This window comes from Hydrotalea sandarakina, from assembly GCF_003254115.1.
Lineage (GTDB): Bacteria > Bacteroidota > Bacteroidia > Chitinophagales > Chitinophagaceae > Hydrotalea > Hydrotalea sandarakina.
On sequence record NZ_QKZV01000001.1, the window covers coordinates 506,686 to 525,061 of the forward strand.

The 18,376-nt window shown below is 35.7% G+C and carries 8 protein-coding genes; 3 read left to right on the forward strand and 5 right to left on the reverse strand.

All coding sequences use genetic code 11. The features are described 5' to 3' along the window. The first annotated feature begins 55 nt into the window (after positions 1–55). Positions 56–2,293 (forward strand): Tex family protein, encoded by a 2,238-nt coding sequence (locus tag LX80_RS02255; protein WP_111293395.1) that lies wholly within the window; start codon positions 56–58, stop codon positions 2,291–2,293. A 65-nt stretch (positions 2,294–2,358) separates the two neighbouring features. On the opposite strand, the gene LX80_RS02260 is transcribed toward LX80_RS02255, so the two are convergent. Beyond that, positions 2,359–3,666, reverse strand: a complete 1,308-nt coding sequence (locus LX80_RS02260) for a RagB/SusD family nutrient uptake outer membrane protein (protein ID WP_111293396.1) — start codon at positions 3,664–3,666, stop codon at positions 2,359–2,361. Between the two features lie 18 nt (positions 3,667–3,684). Beyond that, a complete protein-coding gene (locus LX80_RS02265) occupies positions 3,685–6,609 on the reverse strand; it encodes a SusC/RagA family TonB-linked outer membrane protein (protein ID WP_245897930.1) in 2,925 nt (974 codons plus the stop codon). Between the two features lie 174 nt (positions 6,610–6,783). Here LX80_RS02265 and LX80_RS02270 point away from each other — a divergent pair, with 174 nt between their 5' ends. Beyond that, positions 6,784–7,965 (forward strand): MFS transporter, encoded by a 1,182-nt coding sequence (locus LX80_RS02270; protein WP_111293397.1) that lies wholly within the window; start codon positions 6,784–6,786, stop codon positions 7,963–7,965. 330 nt (positions 7,966–8,295) lie between these two features. Here the strand turns inward: LX80_RS02270 and LX80_RS02275 are convergent, their stop codons facing one another. The 3 genes from LX80_RS02275 to LX80_RS02285 all read right to left on the reverse strand — a co-directional run bounded on the left by LX80_RS02275 (position 8,296) and on the right by LX80_RS02285 (position 14,740). After that, entirely contained in the window at positions 8,296–11,061 is a 2,766-nt protein-coding gene (locus LX80_RS02275; protein WP_111293398.1) for an OmpA family protein, read from the reverse strand. Positions 11,062–11,273: 212 nt separating this feature from the next. After that, positions 11,274–12,236 carry a PorP/SprF family type IX secretion system membrane protein gene (locus tag LX80_RS02280; RefSeq protein ID WP_170120354.1) on the reverse strand — a complete coding sequence of 321 codons (963 nt, stop codon included), beginning with the start codon at positions 12,234–12,236 and terminating at the stop codon, positions 11,274–11,276. Between the two features lie 38 nt (positions 12,237–12,274). Further along, positions 12,275–14,740, reverse strand: a complete 2,466-nt coding sequence (locus LX80_RS02285) for a gliding motility-associated C-terminal domain-containing protein (protein ID WP_111293400.1) — start codon at positions 14,738–14,740, stop codon at positions 12,275–12,277. A gap of 428 nt (positions 14,741–15,168) precedes the next feature. Between LX80_RS02285 and LX80_RS02290 the strand changes: the two genes are divergently transcribed. Then, on the forward strand, positions 15,169–18,348 hold the full coding sequence (locus tag LX80_RS02290; RefSeq protein ID WP_146250357.1) for a glycosyl hydrolase: 3,180 nt from the start codon (positions 15,169–15,171) through the stop codon (positions 18,346–18,348). Positions 18,349–18,376 lie beyond the last annotated feature (28 nt).

Consider the following 18,376-nt stretch of genomic DNA (forward strand, 5'->3'; position numbering starts at 1 on the left):
TGTCAGCAATTATATTCGCTGCCCGAATTCAAATATTTTATTAAATATTTTGTGTATGTTACCAGAAAATATCAATGCATTAGTAGCTGCTAATGTACAAATAAGCATAAACCAAATTAATTCCGTTATTACCCTTTTAAATGAAGGGGCAACGATACCCTTCATTGCCCGATACAGAAAAGATAAAACCGGAGGTTTAGATGAGGTGCAAATAGAAAAAATTCAAGATGAGTATAAACGTTTGCAACAATTTTTTCAACTAAAAGCAAGCATTGAAAAAAGTATAACCGAGCAGGGTAAAATGACGGAAGCACTGCAAGAGCAATTAAACAAAGCCACTACCGTTGCAACATTGGAAGATATTTACCTACCATACAAACCAAAACGTAAAACCAAAGCTCAAACAGCAAAAGAAAATGGTCTTGAACCCTTGGCACTTCAAATTTTAGAACAACAAAATATTGATGTAGAAGCTTTAGCACAAAATTTTATTAATGAATCTGTAGTTGATGCTGCCAGTGCATTACAAGGCGCAAGAGATATTATTGCAGAAAGTATAAATGAAGATGCCGGCATACGTGCCAAACTTCGGCACTTGTTTGAGCAAAAAGCTTTGTTTCAAAGTAAAGTATTAACAGGCAAGGAAACAGAAGGTATTAAGTTTAAAGATTACTTTGATTTTCAAGAGTCGGTAACCACCATTCCCTCTCATAGAATTTTGGCTATTTTAAGAGGGTTTTTAGAAGGTTTTTTAAAAATTAGTATTGCACCAAATGAAGAAGAGGCTATAGCAATTATTGAAGAACAATTTATTACCAATTATGGCAATGCTGCTGTTGAACAAGTAAAAAAGGCCATTAAAGATGCATATAAAAGACTTTTACAACCAAGCTTAGAAACAGAATTGCGTTCTGCATTAAAACAAAAAGCTGATGAAGAAGCTATTCAAGTTTTTGCAGAAAATTTAAAGCAATTATTATTAAGTGCACCATTAGGCAGTAAAAGAATTTTAGCCATTGACCCCGGATACAGAACCGGTTGTAAAGTAGTGTGTCTTGATGAAACAGGTGCATTACTGCATCATGATTTAATTTATGTTCATGAAAGCAACAAACTACAGCAAAGCAGTGCCGTTATTTTACATTTAATTGACAAATTTAAAATAGCTGCTTTTGCTATTGGCGATGGTACCGCAGGGCGAGAAACGGAGCAATTCATAAAATCATTAAATACAGGATTGCCTGTATTTTTAGTAAATGAAGACGGTGCATCAGTATATTCTGCTTCTGAAATTGCCAGAGAAGAATTTGGCGATTATGATGTAACAGTAAGAGGTTCCGTTAGTATTGGAAGACGTTTAATGGATCCATTGGCAGAATTAGTAAAAATTGACCCAAAAAGTATTGGTGTTGGTCAATATCAACACGATGTAAATCAGTTTCGCCTAAAAGAGAAATTAGATCAAACAGTAGTTAATTGTGTGAATGCTGTTGGTGTAAATATTAATACTGCGAGTAAACATTTATTAAGTTATGTAAGTGGAATCGGGCCTACATTAGCCGCACAAATTATTGAATACAGAAATAGTATAGGAAAGTTTACCAATAGAAAACAAATTTTAAATGTTCCCCGCTTAGGACAAAAAACCTTTGAGCAATGTGCCGGTTTTTTACGTATTAAAGACGGGGATAACCCTTTAGATGCCAGTGCAGTGCATCCCGAAGCATACCATATTGCTGAAGCCATTGCCAACGATTTACAAACCAATGTGCAACAACTGATTGGCAACGAAACTTTATTAAATAAAGTAAAACCTGAAAAATACGTATCGGAAACAATTGGAACATTGACCATTCAAGATATTTTGAATGAATTGAAAAAACCCGGATTAGATCCTCGAAATGAAATTGAACAATTTGAATTTGCAGGTATATACAGTATAGAAGATGTTAAGCCTGGTGATATTTTACCGGGAATTGTTACGAATATTACACGCTTTGGTGCATTTGTAGACATTGGTGTAAAGCAGGATGGTTTAGTACATATTAGCGAAATTGCCAATCGTTATATAACCGACCCTTCAGAGGTATTAAAATTAAACGAAAAGGTAAAAGTTAAAGTTCTGGAAGTTGATGTAGTTAGAAAACGCATTGCACTTTCTATTAAACAAGCAGCAGCAACAGGTGAAACAGTAAAAAAAACAAAACCATCTCATAAAAAAACTGACTCTGATTTAAGTAACATGAGTGTTGAAGATGCACTTTCGGTTTTAAAAAAGAAATTCGGCAAATAAAAAAATGCGACTGTTTTGCAAAAAGCATTACAGTCGCACTTAAATTAAAAAAAGTACCTTACGTGTTAGTTACTTTCCGAAAAGGGTAGCGGGAATTGTTTCCAAATATGATCGGTAGGTCTATCTAAAGGCAAAGTACTTAGTAAATTATACCTACGCACATCTACCCACCGATGCCCCTCATAAAACAAAGAAAATCTTCTTTGTTTCAGCATTTCAGTAATCAAAGCTGATTGAGTAAGAGGCCCACTGTAATTAGGCAAATTGTGGCCATTGCGAATGATATTAATGGCAGTTTGAGCATCAGTTAAAGCATTGGTTTGAATTTTTGCTTCTACATAAATTAATATCAATTCTTCATTCCTAATAATGGACACCGGATCCGTATTTGTTTTGAAAATTGCCACATCATAGTTACTGGTTAAACCACTTTGTGTAGCGGGAGTATTACGTAAAGCAACTTTATTTATTCTGTCATCGCCAGGTTCCATATCTGTTACATATGAAGGCTGTGCCAAACGATTTTCACCTGTATTATTCAATGGCAAATACAAAGGATTTAATTGATCGCCCGATGCTGTTGAAAATACATGATTCACCCCAGTATAAAAATTACCATTTAAATTAAAGAAGGAGGCATTTAAGTCTGTTAAGGCAGCTGTCCAGTTTTGTTGATACACATCTACCCTTGCAGCCAAAGCCCGATTAAATTGAATTAAACCACTTGCAGTATTAAAACCGGAAAAGCCTGATGATAAATTAAATATAACATCGCTACCGGTTAGGTCTGCCTGCCCCTGATTCAATAAATTACTAATGGCGGTAAGTGCATCACTTAATCCAACAATAGGTCCCAATTTATTATAATCTGCCACATCAACCCTTATACCATTTTCATAAGTTAAATTCAAATTCAATAAAAGTTGATAAGCAATAATTGTTTTGGCAAAACCGGTATATGCTTTGCGCTGAGCATCTGTTATATAAGTTGAATTGGTAGCAGCTTGAATTAGAATGTAAGCGTTACGAATGGTATTATACCTTGACCCCCAAGGATTAGTAAGATAAAATGTATTATTATCTAGCACTGCATTACCGGCACCCAACAAATCAGATGTGTATCGAGGTTCAGAACCGGAAAATCTGTAGCCTTCACGCCCAATCATACTTACAACATCTAAATATATTGCAATATTATTGCGCATACCCGATTCTGTTCCGGTAACCAAATTATTCAATTCACTAATGGTAGGATCACTTGTTATTTGTTGTGATGTAGGACCATTCAAATATGGTATAGGTTCTTTCTTACATGCAGTATTCATTAGCAAACTGATGCTAATTAGCAATACTGAGAATTTAAAATTTTTCATATATTAATAATTTTATTTTTAAAATGATATAGCAACATGAAATTGAACACGTTTTGAAGTTGGGAAAGGAGTAACATCAACACCTGAAGAAAAACCAACACCAAAGTTTGATACCTCAGGATCGTAACCAACATAAGGTGTTATTACAAACAAATTATTGGCTGATACACCCAATTGTATGCGTTCAATATTTTTAATGCGATAAGGAACAGTATAATACAAACCAATTTCCCTGAATTTAACAAAGCTGGCATTTTGCACAAAAGGTTTTGAAGAAACGCCTAATGCAGCAATTCTATTTTCTCCAGCTGTTTTACCATTACTTTGCATCACATCAAAGTCGGGACTGGTGCCGCCTAAATCCGTTAACAGCTGTGTTAAATTAATAACATCACCACCCTGTTTCCAGTGAATTAAGAAGCGCAAAGACCAATTTTTGTGAATTGTGAAATCGTTTAAAAAGTTCATTTGGAAAGTGGGTTCAGCATCGCCTAATTTCCCAATACCACCATTGCCATTTAAACCTACTATTTGAGTTGCTGAAGCACCTTGTTGAATAAAATATGTACCCAAAGTTGTACCAAATGCACCTAACGGGAATGCAGGAATATTCAATTGTGTAATCAAAGAACGATTCAACCAAAAGTTTGTAGTTGAGGTCCATCTGAAATTTTTTCCTTCAAATGGTATTGCTTTCAAGCTTAACTCAATACCTCTGTTTCTTAAACTACCGGCATTTAAATATTTTGTAGCAAAACCGGTTGAAGCCGGTACTTGTCCTTGCATTAATAAATCTTTTACTACTTTATTGTAGAATGTGGCTTCTAAGCTTAATTTCCCTTCTAACACACTTATGTCAACCCCTGCTTCTAATTCAGTTTGCCTTTCTGAACCTATACTTCCATCACCCAAAGTATTTGAAACCAATGAACCGGGATAACCACCAATATTAGAAGAATTTAGTGGGGTAAACCGACTAATATAAGCCGGGAAATTGCTTGACTCACCATAAGCAACCCTTAATTTTAAATCGTTAATGGTTTTACTTTTCCAAAAATTCATTTTTGATAAATTCCATGCCACATTTGCTTTTGGATAAGTAAAGTATTTTTTATAGTCACCATTATTGGTTGATTGATCAAAACGTAAACCTGCTGTAATGTTTAAATAGTTTTTGAACGCAAATTCTTCCTGCACAAAAACACCATCATTTTTATATTGTGTTCTAAACTGTGAAACGTTGATAGCGCCAGCCTGATCAAGATTGGTTTGAATACCGATTAACTGTGTAGCAACATTTAAAATGTTATCGTATTTACCATATTCGTGGGTTAAACCTGCAGTAGTAATAAAAGATAAATCATCTGCCGGTTTATAAGAGTTTACTAAAAATCCTGCCCAGTTTGTATTTACATTATTGGTCATACCCTGAATACTATGTCCTTTTGTGGTATTCACTTCAAATTGTAAAATAGAGGGAAATACAGCTGTTGTTTTTAAGTTGTAGTAATCTAATCCACCTCTTGCTATGATGCGAGTAGTCATTTTGTTTGACTGTTGAATAATGGCATCCAAATTAACACCGCCAATATAACGATTGGTTAATTCATTATTTGTCATTAAATCGCGTGTTTGTAATGGGTTAGATGCAGCATAAGGGTTGTTGGGGTAATTACCATTTGCATCGGGAAATAATTGTGCAAATGAAGGTGTAGATGAAAGTGCTACCCCGAACGTTACCCCTGCGTTATCGTTATTCGTTAATCCCCTGTCGGCTGAAGAATTAATAAATGTTGAACTATAGCTTAGTTTTATTTTATCATTAATACGATGATCAATGTTCACACGTAATGAATTGTTGGCATAGCCTGTACGTTTAATAATGCCATCTTCTTTACGCAATCCGCCTGCTAAATAAAAAGTTGTTTTATCATTGCCACCACTAATGGATAAACGGGAATCACGAATCAATCCTTTTTGTCCATACATTACTTTTTCATAATCGTATAATTTTCCTGCAGCTTTTGCAGAATCATAAGCTGCAACATCCCAACCTTGTGATTGAACGATAGCATCAGTTAAAGGGCGTTGTCCCAAATATCTGATAATAGAGTTAAAACCCACATCTTGTGAAAAATTAAATCTGGTTTTACCTGCTTTACCTCTTTTAGTTGTAATAATTACAACACCTGCTGCTGCTTGTGCACCATAAATACTGGCTGCTGATGCGCCTTTTAGTACTTCAACACTTTGAATATCTTCCGGATTTAAATCGGCAATTCTATTCGATGCATTGTCCTGATTAGAAGAATTACCTGCCGCTGCTGCTGCAGTTACTGCATTTAAACCTGCTGATGTTGCTGAGTTGTTTACAATAACTCCATCTACTACAAATAACGGTTGCGAATTGCCGAAAATGGTTGTTACACCTCTTAACTTTATAGAAGTTCCGCCGCCGGGTGCACCGGAATTGGAAACAATATTAGCTCCCACCACTTTACCATTTAAAGCCGCATCAAAAGTTTGTGCAGGTGCAGTACCGGCTAATTCACGCGCACCAATTACTGCAACTGCATTAGCAGCATTACTGCGTTTTACAGTTGTGGCCAAACCTGTTACCACAACCTCATCTAATCGAGCATAATCTTCTTTTAAAGCCACATTAAATGAGGTTGTTTCATTGGTAATTTTAAAACTTTGAGTTCTATATCCTGTAAAACTTATTTCAATGGTAGAGCCAACAGAAGCCTTTAATGAAAAATGCCCTTCAGCATCACTTAATGTACCTGTTTGTGTGCCTTTTACAGAAATGTTAGCCCCGGCAACAGGGTTCCCATTTTGGTCAGTAACTTTTCCGGAAATGTTTTTTTGTTGAGCTATTGCCAAAGCCGGCAATAACAGTAGCAGCCAACAGAATAGCTGCACTCGTTTTTTCATCTGCATAAATGTAGTTTTGGTTTAATAATTAGTTAAGCAACATTGTAATTTAATAAAATTTTCAGAAAACTAACATTTGTTTTACAATCTCATTAAATAGTACTAAATGCATTTAACATTCGTTGAATATATTAAAAATTAAAATTTTTCGATTATTGTAATTATGTACAATTTTGCGCCATGCATTTACAAAAGAAAGATGTGATTTTAATGGCCATCTGCACCGGTTTAATTGTAGCCAACATTTATTATATTCAACCATTAATTGTATTAATATCCCACACATTTAATGTTCCTGAAAATATAGCCGGAAGCACTACTTACCTTACACAAGCCGGATATGCCGCGGGTTTATTGATTTTGGTTCCACTCGGCGATATGATTGAACGCAGAAAACAAATTATAGCTACTACCCTTTTAGCCATTATTGCTTTAATTGGTGTAGCAACGGCTCAAAGTTTTGTTGCATTACAAATCAGTTGCTTTTTTGTAGGGGTTGGTTCCATTGTACCTCAATTAATTTTACCATTGGCAGCAACCCTTTCCGATCCCAACCAACGAGGTAAGGTTGTTGGTACTGTAATGAGCGGACTTTTAGTGGGTATTTTACTTTCGCGTACATTAAGCGGTGCAGTGGCTGAATGGATGGGCTGGCGGAGCATGTTTTGGATAGCCGCCATTTTATGTTCATTTTTGGCCATTTTCATGCAAAAACGATTTCCCAAAAATTATGTTTCATTTCCCGGTCATTACGGACAATTAATGCATTCTTTAATTCAATTAATTAAAACACAACCTGTTTTAAGAGAAGCTACTGCCATCAATATGTGTTGTTTTGCAGTATTTGGCAGTTTTTGGACAACCATGGTTTTACATTTATCAAATGCACCCTTTCATTATGCATCTCATCAAATTGGTTTATTTGGAATTGCAGGGGCTGCCGGTGCCATTACTGCCCCTTTTGTTGGTAAATTAGGCGATAAAGGTTCACCCAGAAAAACCATTAAAATGGGCTTATCTTTATTTTTAATAAGTATAACAGTACTGTATTTAGGAAGAGATAGTTTATGGTTTATGATATTGGGTACCATTTTCATTGATATAGCCCAACAATCAGTTCATGTTACCAATCAAACCCGTGTTTATGCACTTTTGCCTGAAGCCCGTAATCGTTTGAATACCGTTTTTATGAGCATGAGTTTTGTAGGTACAACTTTGGGTTCGGCCATTGGTTTGTATTTATGGAAACTGGGTGCCTGGCATGGTGTAATGATAGGTTCCATTATTATTATAGGTATTGCCTGGATTATTTTTATGAGTACGAAATCTAAGAAAATTTTGATATCAAGAACAATTTCATAAATACATAATCACAAAAAAGCAAGAGTATTTGCAACAGGACCATAACATTATTTTTTCAAGAATATTATATCATAGTTCTAACAAAAAAATCTGCATCATTCAATAATCATAGCATTCAAATATGAACATAAATGAATGGGAATTTACACTGAATGGTATTTTACATCAACACAAATAAATTACGCATTGTTATTTCTTAAGGCTAATTTTCTTTGAATAAATGGCCATATGATATGTATGGAAAATTCCGATGAATAAAAATAAAAAGCCCCTTTCAATTTTCATTAAAAGGGGCAATTTGTAACCGTTGGAACTGAATGCGGTTAGTAATTACTGCTTCTTCAGTTTTACAAAGTATATAATGGTATTGTGCATTAAATCATTTGAAATGCTTACCTCTGTACGTTTGCCGGTATCATCAGTAATAACCATTAATGCTGAGTTTGGCGGTATTTCTCCCAAATTCTCTGCAAAGAATATCATTTCATTGCGTTTTTCATTAGGCTCAACCGGCACTTTGAAGCTAATGGCTTTATCGGTTTTTAACTCTTGTTTGTACACAATAATTTCTGAATTATAAATTACAGATACACTATCGTGGTCATAAGTACCATTATCATATAAATCAACGTGCACAGAATCTGATGTGGTATAAACTGTAAATACCTGATTAATTGAACGATGATTGATAGCTGTTAATAATAGTCTGCTCTTAATTTCAGAAATAGAATCAAGGGTTGCTATCTTTCTGTCTTTTTGTTTCAGTTCATTTTCCAAATGTGCCGGTAGGGCTTGATTAACAACATTATTATTATTGTTCGATGTAACTGGTTTTGACACATATGGATTATTTGCTGCAGCATTCTTTTGGGCATTTTTTTCTTTGGCAGCTGCCTTACGTGCCTCTTTTTCAGCTTGTAATCTTGCCCTACGCTCAGCCGCAGCTCTAGCTTTCTCTTCACGCCTTAAACGAGCAGCTTCAGCTTCTTGTTGTTGTTTCAAACGTTTTTGTTCTCTTAATTCAGCTAAATGCTCTGCCCTTGCTCTTGCTTTTTCTTCACGCAATAACTGTCTCTCTGCTTTTAAATTATTATTAGCCTTTGTAGTAGGTTCATCAGGAATATACCTGAATGGACGTCGGCCATTGGTAATATCATCTAATATTTGATCAATATCCAATTCTTTTCCTGATGGAACCCATTTCGGATTCTTAGCCTTGGTAACAATAATATCTGAACGTCGATTGACAATTTGTTGAGCAGTATCATAGGTAGCATCATCTTTACAAGGTAAGATTAAGTGTTGTTCGCCATAAAAATCAACATTAATTCTTGATGCAGCAATATGATGCTTGATTAAGTACATTTTTACTGCTAATGAACGAGCTTTTGATAAACGCAAATTCAAATCAAATTTACCTTTACAATCGGTGAATGAACCTATTACCACATTGTATTCAGGATTATCTTTTAATAATTGAATAATGGTATCTAAGCTATTTTTGTCTTCAGGTCTTACTTTGGCTTTATAAAAATCAAAGTTTACTGAAACGCGTTTAATAGTAGCACTATTCAGTGAATCTAAAATATGTTTCCTTCTTTCAGCTTCTTCATCTAATTTGTTCACAGGAATTGAAACTACAGGAACATTATTCTTTGCACTGGTATCAGGTGTATTCAACTTTGAAGAATCAATGGGTTCGGGTTGTTTAACCTCAGGCAAAGGAGGGAGTTTGATAGATTGAAATATTTCCAAACAGCATGGCGATTCTCTATCAGAAGTTAAATAACTTGTATCTGCATTGCCAAAACTATCATAATAAATATCATCTTTAACTGAATTAATGGGAAGCCCTAAATTTTCAGCAGTGTTCCATTGGTTGGAAACAATATTGCCTTTGCTTTTATAAATATCCATGCCACCAAGCCCTACCCGTCCGTTTGAGCTAAAATAAAGCATACTGCTATCTGCTAAAAATACCGGGAACATATCATCATCAGGTGTATTAATGGCAGCCCCCAGGTTTTCAGGTGCAGCATTGGGTAAGCCAAAACTATTTAATGAAACTTTCCATATATCATATTTACCCAAACCGCCGGGCCTATCGGATGCAAAAAATAAATATTGTCCATCTTTTGTAATGAATGGATGCCTTGCATTATACCCGGGGGCATTGACGAAACTATCTAATGCAAAAGGTTTATCCCAAGGCGCATCAACCGATGAACGTGTAGCCGTATAAATAAGATATTTGTTGGCATCTGATTTTTGGTCTTCATTCCATCCTGTAAAATATACCCGTAAGCCGTCAGCCGAAAACTGCGCTGCTGCTGCATCATAAGGTAATGTTTGTTGAAATAATTTTGAAACGGTATTTTGATTGGTATTGTATTGATATAAAGCAGAACGATAGATTACCTGTTTATTTTTTCCAACTGTATCAGGCCTTGAGCTTGAAAAAACAAAAATACTGTCATTCAATTTTGCATAAGCATAGTTTGACCCCAAGGCATTAATTGGTGAAGGCAATTTTTGAATAGTAAAGCGTTTAACATTTTGTTGTTGTTCAATATTGAACCTGCAATCGGCCATTTCTTTCAAAGCCAACGCAGTATAGCTGTCTTGTTGTGTGTATTCTGTTGTAAATTTTGATAACGCTTCTATTGCTTTTTCAGGTTCATTCATTGCCCTTAATGAAACTCCGTACCACAAATAAGCCATAACATCTGGCTTCTTTTCTAAACTTAAATATTTTTCATAATTAGGTAATGCATCTTGATAGTCATGATACAACCTGTATGACTCTGCTAACTGGTGTAATAAATATATTTCTTTTGCTCCTTTGGGTCGTTTACCATGTTTGTGCACAACAGGTGTATAAGGCAATACGTCTTTGCTGTCAAAGTTACCATACAAAGCTTTGCTGTACAATTGTGCAGCACCATAGTAATTTTTTTCTTTAAACAATTCATCAGCTCTTTTCGTATAAGCGCGAATAGACTGAGCATTTAAGAGAGATGAAGATAAACACATTACTATGATAGCAGTAATGCATTTTGGAAATAACGGAGTTAGTAATGTTACACGTTTTACCATGCTAATGTTATAAAAGAGAAATTCTATGTGTGAATATAGGCACTGTTTTCAGCACATAGGTAAAAAATGCCCAATAAGTTTTTAACATTATGTGGGTAACTATTTCTTGCACATTTCACATTTTTGTAGATATTATGTGTTTCTACACTGTAAAAAAAAAGTTATTCTGTTCAATCAGAATAACCTTGCACTAACCCAATAAGCTGATAGGACTAAAGACGGGGGCAAATAAATTTGGTAGCAGGAATTTTTTTGCGATGTACATAACTTATGGAAATTTCGTATGCACCACGGTATTGTGAAGCTGTATTTAAAGATGATACATTAATATCATAACTTAACCCAACAATAAAACCATTTAAGTTAATTCCAATATTGGGCGCTATGGCATCATGATTTCTATACATTATACCTGCTATTAAATCTTTTGTATAATCGAGTGTGTAATTCATATACAACCCCCCTGCTAATTCACTGGCGGCACCTTGCATTTCATAAACAACATGGGGTGTTAATTGTACTAAATCACTCACAGCAATTCTTGTTCCGGCATGAAAAGAATAACGAATAGGTATAAAGCTGTTGCTGGCTTGCAAAAATTTATCTGTTGGTTGTGTAGGATGGTATAAACTTACTCCAACAAAAGGATTTATTTTTTTATGAGGATCACCATCATAATACATAACACCAACGCTTCCATCTAAAGTATAGGCTGATGTTTTTGAAAAAATTTCATTAGATGGTAAAGTAGGGTCATATCCTACCAATGGATTAAACTGATTTCCAAATTTCAATTTTGATGGATCAACACCCCGATAAATGAAACCCAATTGAAAGCCACCACTTAAACGCTTGTATTCACTTAAATGAACTTGATAGGATAATGATAAATAGCTGTTGGTGTAATTATATCCACCATCGCCAGCAGTTTGGTTTAATACCATTAAGCCTATTCCAAAATTATTCGGTAATGCGGCATCCAAACTAATTCCATTCGTTACTAAAGGTGTTGCTACCGACGACCATTGGTTTCTTGAATTTGCTGTTGCGCGGTAATTCCCATCAATAACACCGGTCATTGCCGGATTTAACCACATTGGACTGGCATAATACTGTGTAAAATGCGGATCAATTTGTGCTTTTACCATTGTGGCACAAATTATAAAACCCAACATTATATAGTATTTCAATTGTCGCATATTCAGATATTACCTTATCGAATTAATGTTATTGAACCACTTTTCTTTACTTTCGAATCGTTTTGCAATGTAGCTTCGAAAGTATAGTAATAAACTCCCACCGGCATTTTGGTGCCATTGTATGTACCATCCCACCCTTGCGATTGTGCATTACTAATATATAGCAATTGTCCCCACTGATTATAGATGGATAACTTCATTGTTTTAATGGTATTTCCATAAACATAGAAAACATCATTATTACCATCGCCGTTAGGTGTAAATGAATTGGGTATAAAAATAGCATCACCAATAGGATTCAAGGTAGTTGCCGAAACTGAACCAGGCGCACTTTCTTGACAAGGCAAATTGCCTAATGCTTTTACTTGGAAATTAATGGTTTGATTTGGTCCTAACCCTGTAACTAATTCTTCTAAAGCAGTTGGTCCAGCTGCAGGTAACTGAAAGGTGGTACCGTTATCTAAACTAATTAAGTAACTAGTAGCTCCCGGAACAGGTTGCCAAGAAAATAATATGCTGTTTGCTGTAACAGTATCTGCAGTAACAACAGGTGTACTTAAAGCAGTTGCAACTTTTATACTAATGGTTGCATTAGTTGCCGCACAAATGGGTGGATTGGTATTGGCCAGCACCACATAATTTGCATTAGTATTAATTGCAGGTGTTACATAGGTAGTACCGGTAAACAATAAAGTATTGTTACCAACCATGTACCAATTATATGTTACCCCTGTTTGTGGAGAAACAATAGTCAATGTATCTTTTCCTCCCGGGCAAACAGTATCTGAACTTGCTTGTATTGTAAAGGGTTTAGGACTAGTTGAAAACTGTACTTTAGTACTGTCGGTAACTTTACAAATGCTATCAGTTATAGTAACTTTATAAATTCCATTGGTATCAACGGTTATACTATTGGTTGTATCACCGGTTGACCACAAATAACTACTAAAACCGGTACCGGCGTTTAAAACTTTAGTTGTATCATTACAAACTGTAGTTACTGCTGCCAATTGAGATTTTAAAGCATCAACTTTTATTGTTACTTGCCCTTTACACACATACGGACTATCTGTGTAGGTTACTGTGTAAGTAGTTGTTTGTGAAGGAACAACTTTAATGGTTGTTGTAGTATCGCCTGTTGACCATACCAAAGTAGGTTTGGGTGGCTTTACTAATGAAGAGTCAGGATAGTAAGCCCAAATACCATCAATTCTTGCCCAAATTACACGTTTTGCAATCGGATCGTAGTATGAATAACCATTGGAGGTGTTCATAGGTGCCGGTGGTGGAATGGCACCCGTACCAACAAATTCAGTAAATCCGGTATCAACACCCCAATTAAATCGAAATGTTTTATTGGTATTCACTAAATATTGGTTTAATGGATAATCGCCCGATGGTTGAAATCCACCAAACAAATAAAATCTATTTTTATCATAATCATACGATAAAACTCCTTCATATTGAATGGAGCTGTTATTCGTAGGTAGAATATTGGTGAAGGTATAAGTGTTTAAGTCTAATGCATATAAATCTCTCAACCAACAAAACATGCCATTAGCGGTTGCCCAAGGACTACCTAATGAACAGGTACCGCTTAATTCATTGCCATCACAACTTCCTTGACCTGAAAAAAGGAATAATGTTTTTCCATCTGCAGAGGTACCCATTAAGTTACCCCCTTTGGGCGGATTGCAATCGCTTAAATTAGGCCGTTTCTGAATCCAGGATAAATTATTTTCAAAAATCCAGTTTTTAACTGTAAAGCCACCATATCCGCCATAAAAGCCAGGGCTATTGGTTATAGGGTTCCAATAACTGCTGGCATTATAACTGGTATTATCAAAAGCACCGTTACCAATTTGTGCCCATGCACCTCCACTTGCAGAAACTGCATAAACATTATCTGTTCCCGCACGCCATAATATTAATCTATTATTGGTGTAATCGTACGTAAATTCGGTATAGTTACCCGGCCAACCGGGCCAATTGCTTGCCGGAATTTCTGTTTTAATATTATTCTTTAAGTCGTAACGAATAATATGCTGATTGATGATGGAATATAAATATTGATTGGCTTTATCATACCCGTAAGGTTTTATGTTAAAATTAGCCTGATCAATACCACTGCTACCAATTAGTAAAACCCATACTCCCGGGGGCTCACTATCAACATGTACCGGTTTAATTGCTGTTAAAGTAACCGTGTCGCCTTTACAAATGGTTGTATCATTTTGTACAATCATTTTAGCAGGACAAGAAAAAGGGGGAACACTATCAAAACTTTGCATACCTACACCAGTAGGACTTTTGAGCGATTTGATAGAAGCATTTAATGGGAGATGTTGACTTTGAATTTGTCGATTTTCAAGTCCCCCCAATGTAGGCTTTGCAACATTTAATGTATTACCGGAAGAGAAACCCAATAATACAAATGCAACAAAAACCAATAAGAACGTTAAAGTAAAATACTTATTCATGCGTTCAATAATAAAATTTTACAACCAATCACATTAACACTTCCACTTATCCATTTTTATTTTTTGCAGGGGGTAACTACAAAACAAAAAATGAGAAATCATTTCATTAAACGGCAGGGTGAATAAATTATTGTATAACAGTTCTAAAATACATTAATTTTTTAATGAAAACAAGATAAACCGCATCAAATCGGCGAAATATCCATTACTTTTTTCTTTTGTTTATTTGTTACATGATCGTTTTCTAATATTTAGAGATGTTCATTTCCTAAAAAATGCTGCATAAAACATTATTCAAACTTATAAATAGCTTAAAAATGATGGTAAATTCCATCGCTTTTAATCATTTCAATAAAAATGTTTAAATTCCCTGTTTGTTTTCAATTACATAAACCAAGACTTAACATATGAAATGGCTACCCGCTCGCATGAAAAAGGCAATTATGATTTTATTGCTTGCTGTACCATCTTTTTGGGGAAACGCCCAACAAATTAGCAAGGAAACAAATGAATCAGTTAACAAGCCCATTTACAATCCTGCACTATTCAACGGATTAAAGTGGCGTAACATTGGGCCCTGGCGCGGCGGAAGATGCTTGGCAGTAATGGGAATACCTAATGAGCCTTATACTTATTATGCCGGCCAAACAGGCGGTGGCGTATGGAAGACAACTGATGGTGGCAATACCTGGAAATGTGTATCCGATTCGTTTTTTACCTGTAGTTCAGTTGGGGCAATTGCTGTGGCCAATAACAACCATAACATTGTATATGCAGGTACCGGTGAAGCCGAAATGCGGAATAACATTTCCTTTGGTGATGGTATATACAAATCAATTGACGCAGGAAAAAGCTGGAAACATATTGGTCTTGAAAAAACTTATGCCATTGGCACCATTGCCGTTAATCCTTTAAATGATAATGAATTATATGTAGCTGCAATGGGAAAGGTTTATGGCCCTAATAAAGAACGAGGCCTATATAAATCAATTGATGGCGGTAATACATGGAAGCAAATTTTATATATAAACGACAGTACAGGATGTGTTGATGTAAAAATTGATCCTGCCAACCCACTCATTATTTACGCATCCATGTGGCAAGCCTACAGAACACCTTACTCATTAAGCAGCGGTGGCAAAGGTTGTGGTTTGTATAAATCAATGGATGGTGGAAATACCTGGCAGTCATTATCCGAAAACCCCGGCATGCCAAAAGGACTAAAAGGAAAAATAATATGCACTATCTCTGCTGCTAATCACAATAGAATATGGGCAATTGTTGAAAATGCCAATAGCGGTGTATTTCGTTCTGATGACGGGGGAAACACCTGGCAATTAGTTAGTACAAAAAATGATTTAACCCAACGCCCTTGGTACTTTAATCAAATATTTGCCGATCCTAAAAATGAAAATACTGTTTACGTTTTGAATGTTGAATTTTGGAAATCAGTAGATGGGGGATTTACTTGGGATAAAATTGCTAATAGGCATGGTGATAATCATGATATGTGGATTAATCCCAATAATCCTAATAATTGGATAATGGGTGATGATGGTGGGCCACAAATTACTTTTGATGCTGGCAAAAACTTTACTGCGCCTAATTTACCCACCGCACAATTTTATCACGTAAACTTAGATAATGAATTTCCTTACAATGTTTACGGTGCACAACAAGATAATACCAGCGTACGAATTGCCAGCAGAAGTGCAAATGAAGGCATTGGTATTCGTGATTGGTATCCGGTGGCAGGTGGCGAAGCAGGTTATATAGTTCCCGATCCGTTAAACGCCCAAATAACTTATGGGGGGGAATATGATGGACAACTAAGTACCTATAATAAATCAAACGACCAAAACAGAAACATTTCTGTTTATCCCGAACAGCATAGTGGTGAAGGCGCCATAGTTATGAAGTACCGATTTAATTGGACTTACCCTATTGCTTTTTCTCCATTTAACCCCAAAATGCTATATGTAACTTCTAATCATGTACATAGAACAACAGATGGCGGACAAAATTGGGAAACAATTAGTCCTGACTTAACCCGCAATGATCCTGCTACCCTTCAGCCAAGTGGTGGTCCTATTACTTTAGATAACAGTATGGCAGAAGTTTACGGTACCATATTTGCGTTTGCTGAATCACCCGTACAAAAAGGTGTTTTATGGACCGGTTCCGATGATGGACTAATTCATGTAAGTAAAGATGATGGCAAAACTTGGGAAAATGTTACCCCAACTAATTTACCAAAGTGGGCATTAATAAGCTATGTGGAGCCCTCTCATTTTGATGCTGCAACTTGCTATGTTTCAGCCACACGTTATCAAAGTGATGATACCAAACCTTACTTGTTTAAAACACACGATTTTGGCAAAACATGGATTGCCATTAATAATGGAATACCCGGCTACAATCGTTGTATTCGACAAGATCCCAGCCATGCTAACATATTATATTGTGGCACAGAAACCGGCATATTCATTTCATTTGATGAAGGGGAACACTGGCAAAGTTTACAACTAAATTTACCGAATACACCTGTACGCGATATTCAAGTACAAACCCGTGATAATGACTTGGTAATTGCCACACATGGTCGTTCTTTTTGGATATTAGATGATATAACCCCCATATATCAATTAAACGAAAAATTGGCCAATCAGGCAGCCATATTATTTAAGCCAAGAAAAACATACAGAACCCCGGCCGGAACAAGTTCAACACAACCGCCATTAACTGAGGGAGAAAATGCGCCGTTGGGTGTAATTATTCGTTACTATTTTAAAACGGCTCCTTCAAAAGAAATTCATTTAGCAATTAAAACAGATAAAGGCGACAGCATCATTACTTATTCATCACAACACAATTACTTTGGCGAACCCATTAGTAATAATGCTAATTTTATTCCCAATCCTAAGCAAAAACGTCCCGGAATTTTAACAGCCAATAGCGGCATGAATACTTTTATTTGGGATTTACACTACCCTGATGCTAAAGCCGATACTTCTGCCACTTTTGAAGGTGCTTTAACAGGCCCTACCGCTGTACCCGGAAACTATCAATTAGCTTTATATATCGGTGACTCTTTAATTCAAGAGCAAAGCTTTTCCGTGATTAACGATCCAAGGAATACCTTTACCACTGCCGATTTAGAAAAACAATTTCAATTGGAACAAGAGATTCATGACTTATTAAATATTATTGGAAAAACCACTAAAAACATTCGAGATGTTAGAACAAAAATTGCCAATTACGAAGCCAATATTAAACAAACTGATTCCATAAAGCAATTTAACGCATTAACAAAACCTTTCATAATGGGCTTAACTGAAGTAGAAAATACTTTAATGAATCCCAAAATATTAGCCGCAGAAGATAACTTACGTTTCCCGGTAAGACTGGAAGAAAAACTTTCAGCCTTAAACGCTGCTGTTCAACAAGCCGATGCACCGCCCACTGCTTCCATGTATAGCAGCTTTTCACATTTAAAAGAACAAATTAATAACCAATTAAGCAAGTATAAAACTTTAATAAGTCAATATGCCACGAAAATAAATGAGTGGATTTCCCATCAGCAAAACACTTTTATCGATTTGAAATAAGTTAAATACGGGATTTTTAATGCACAAA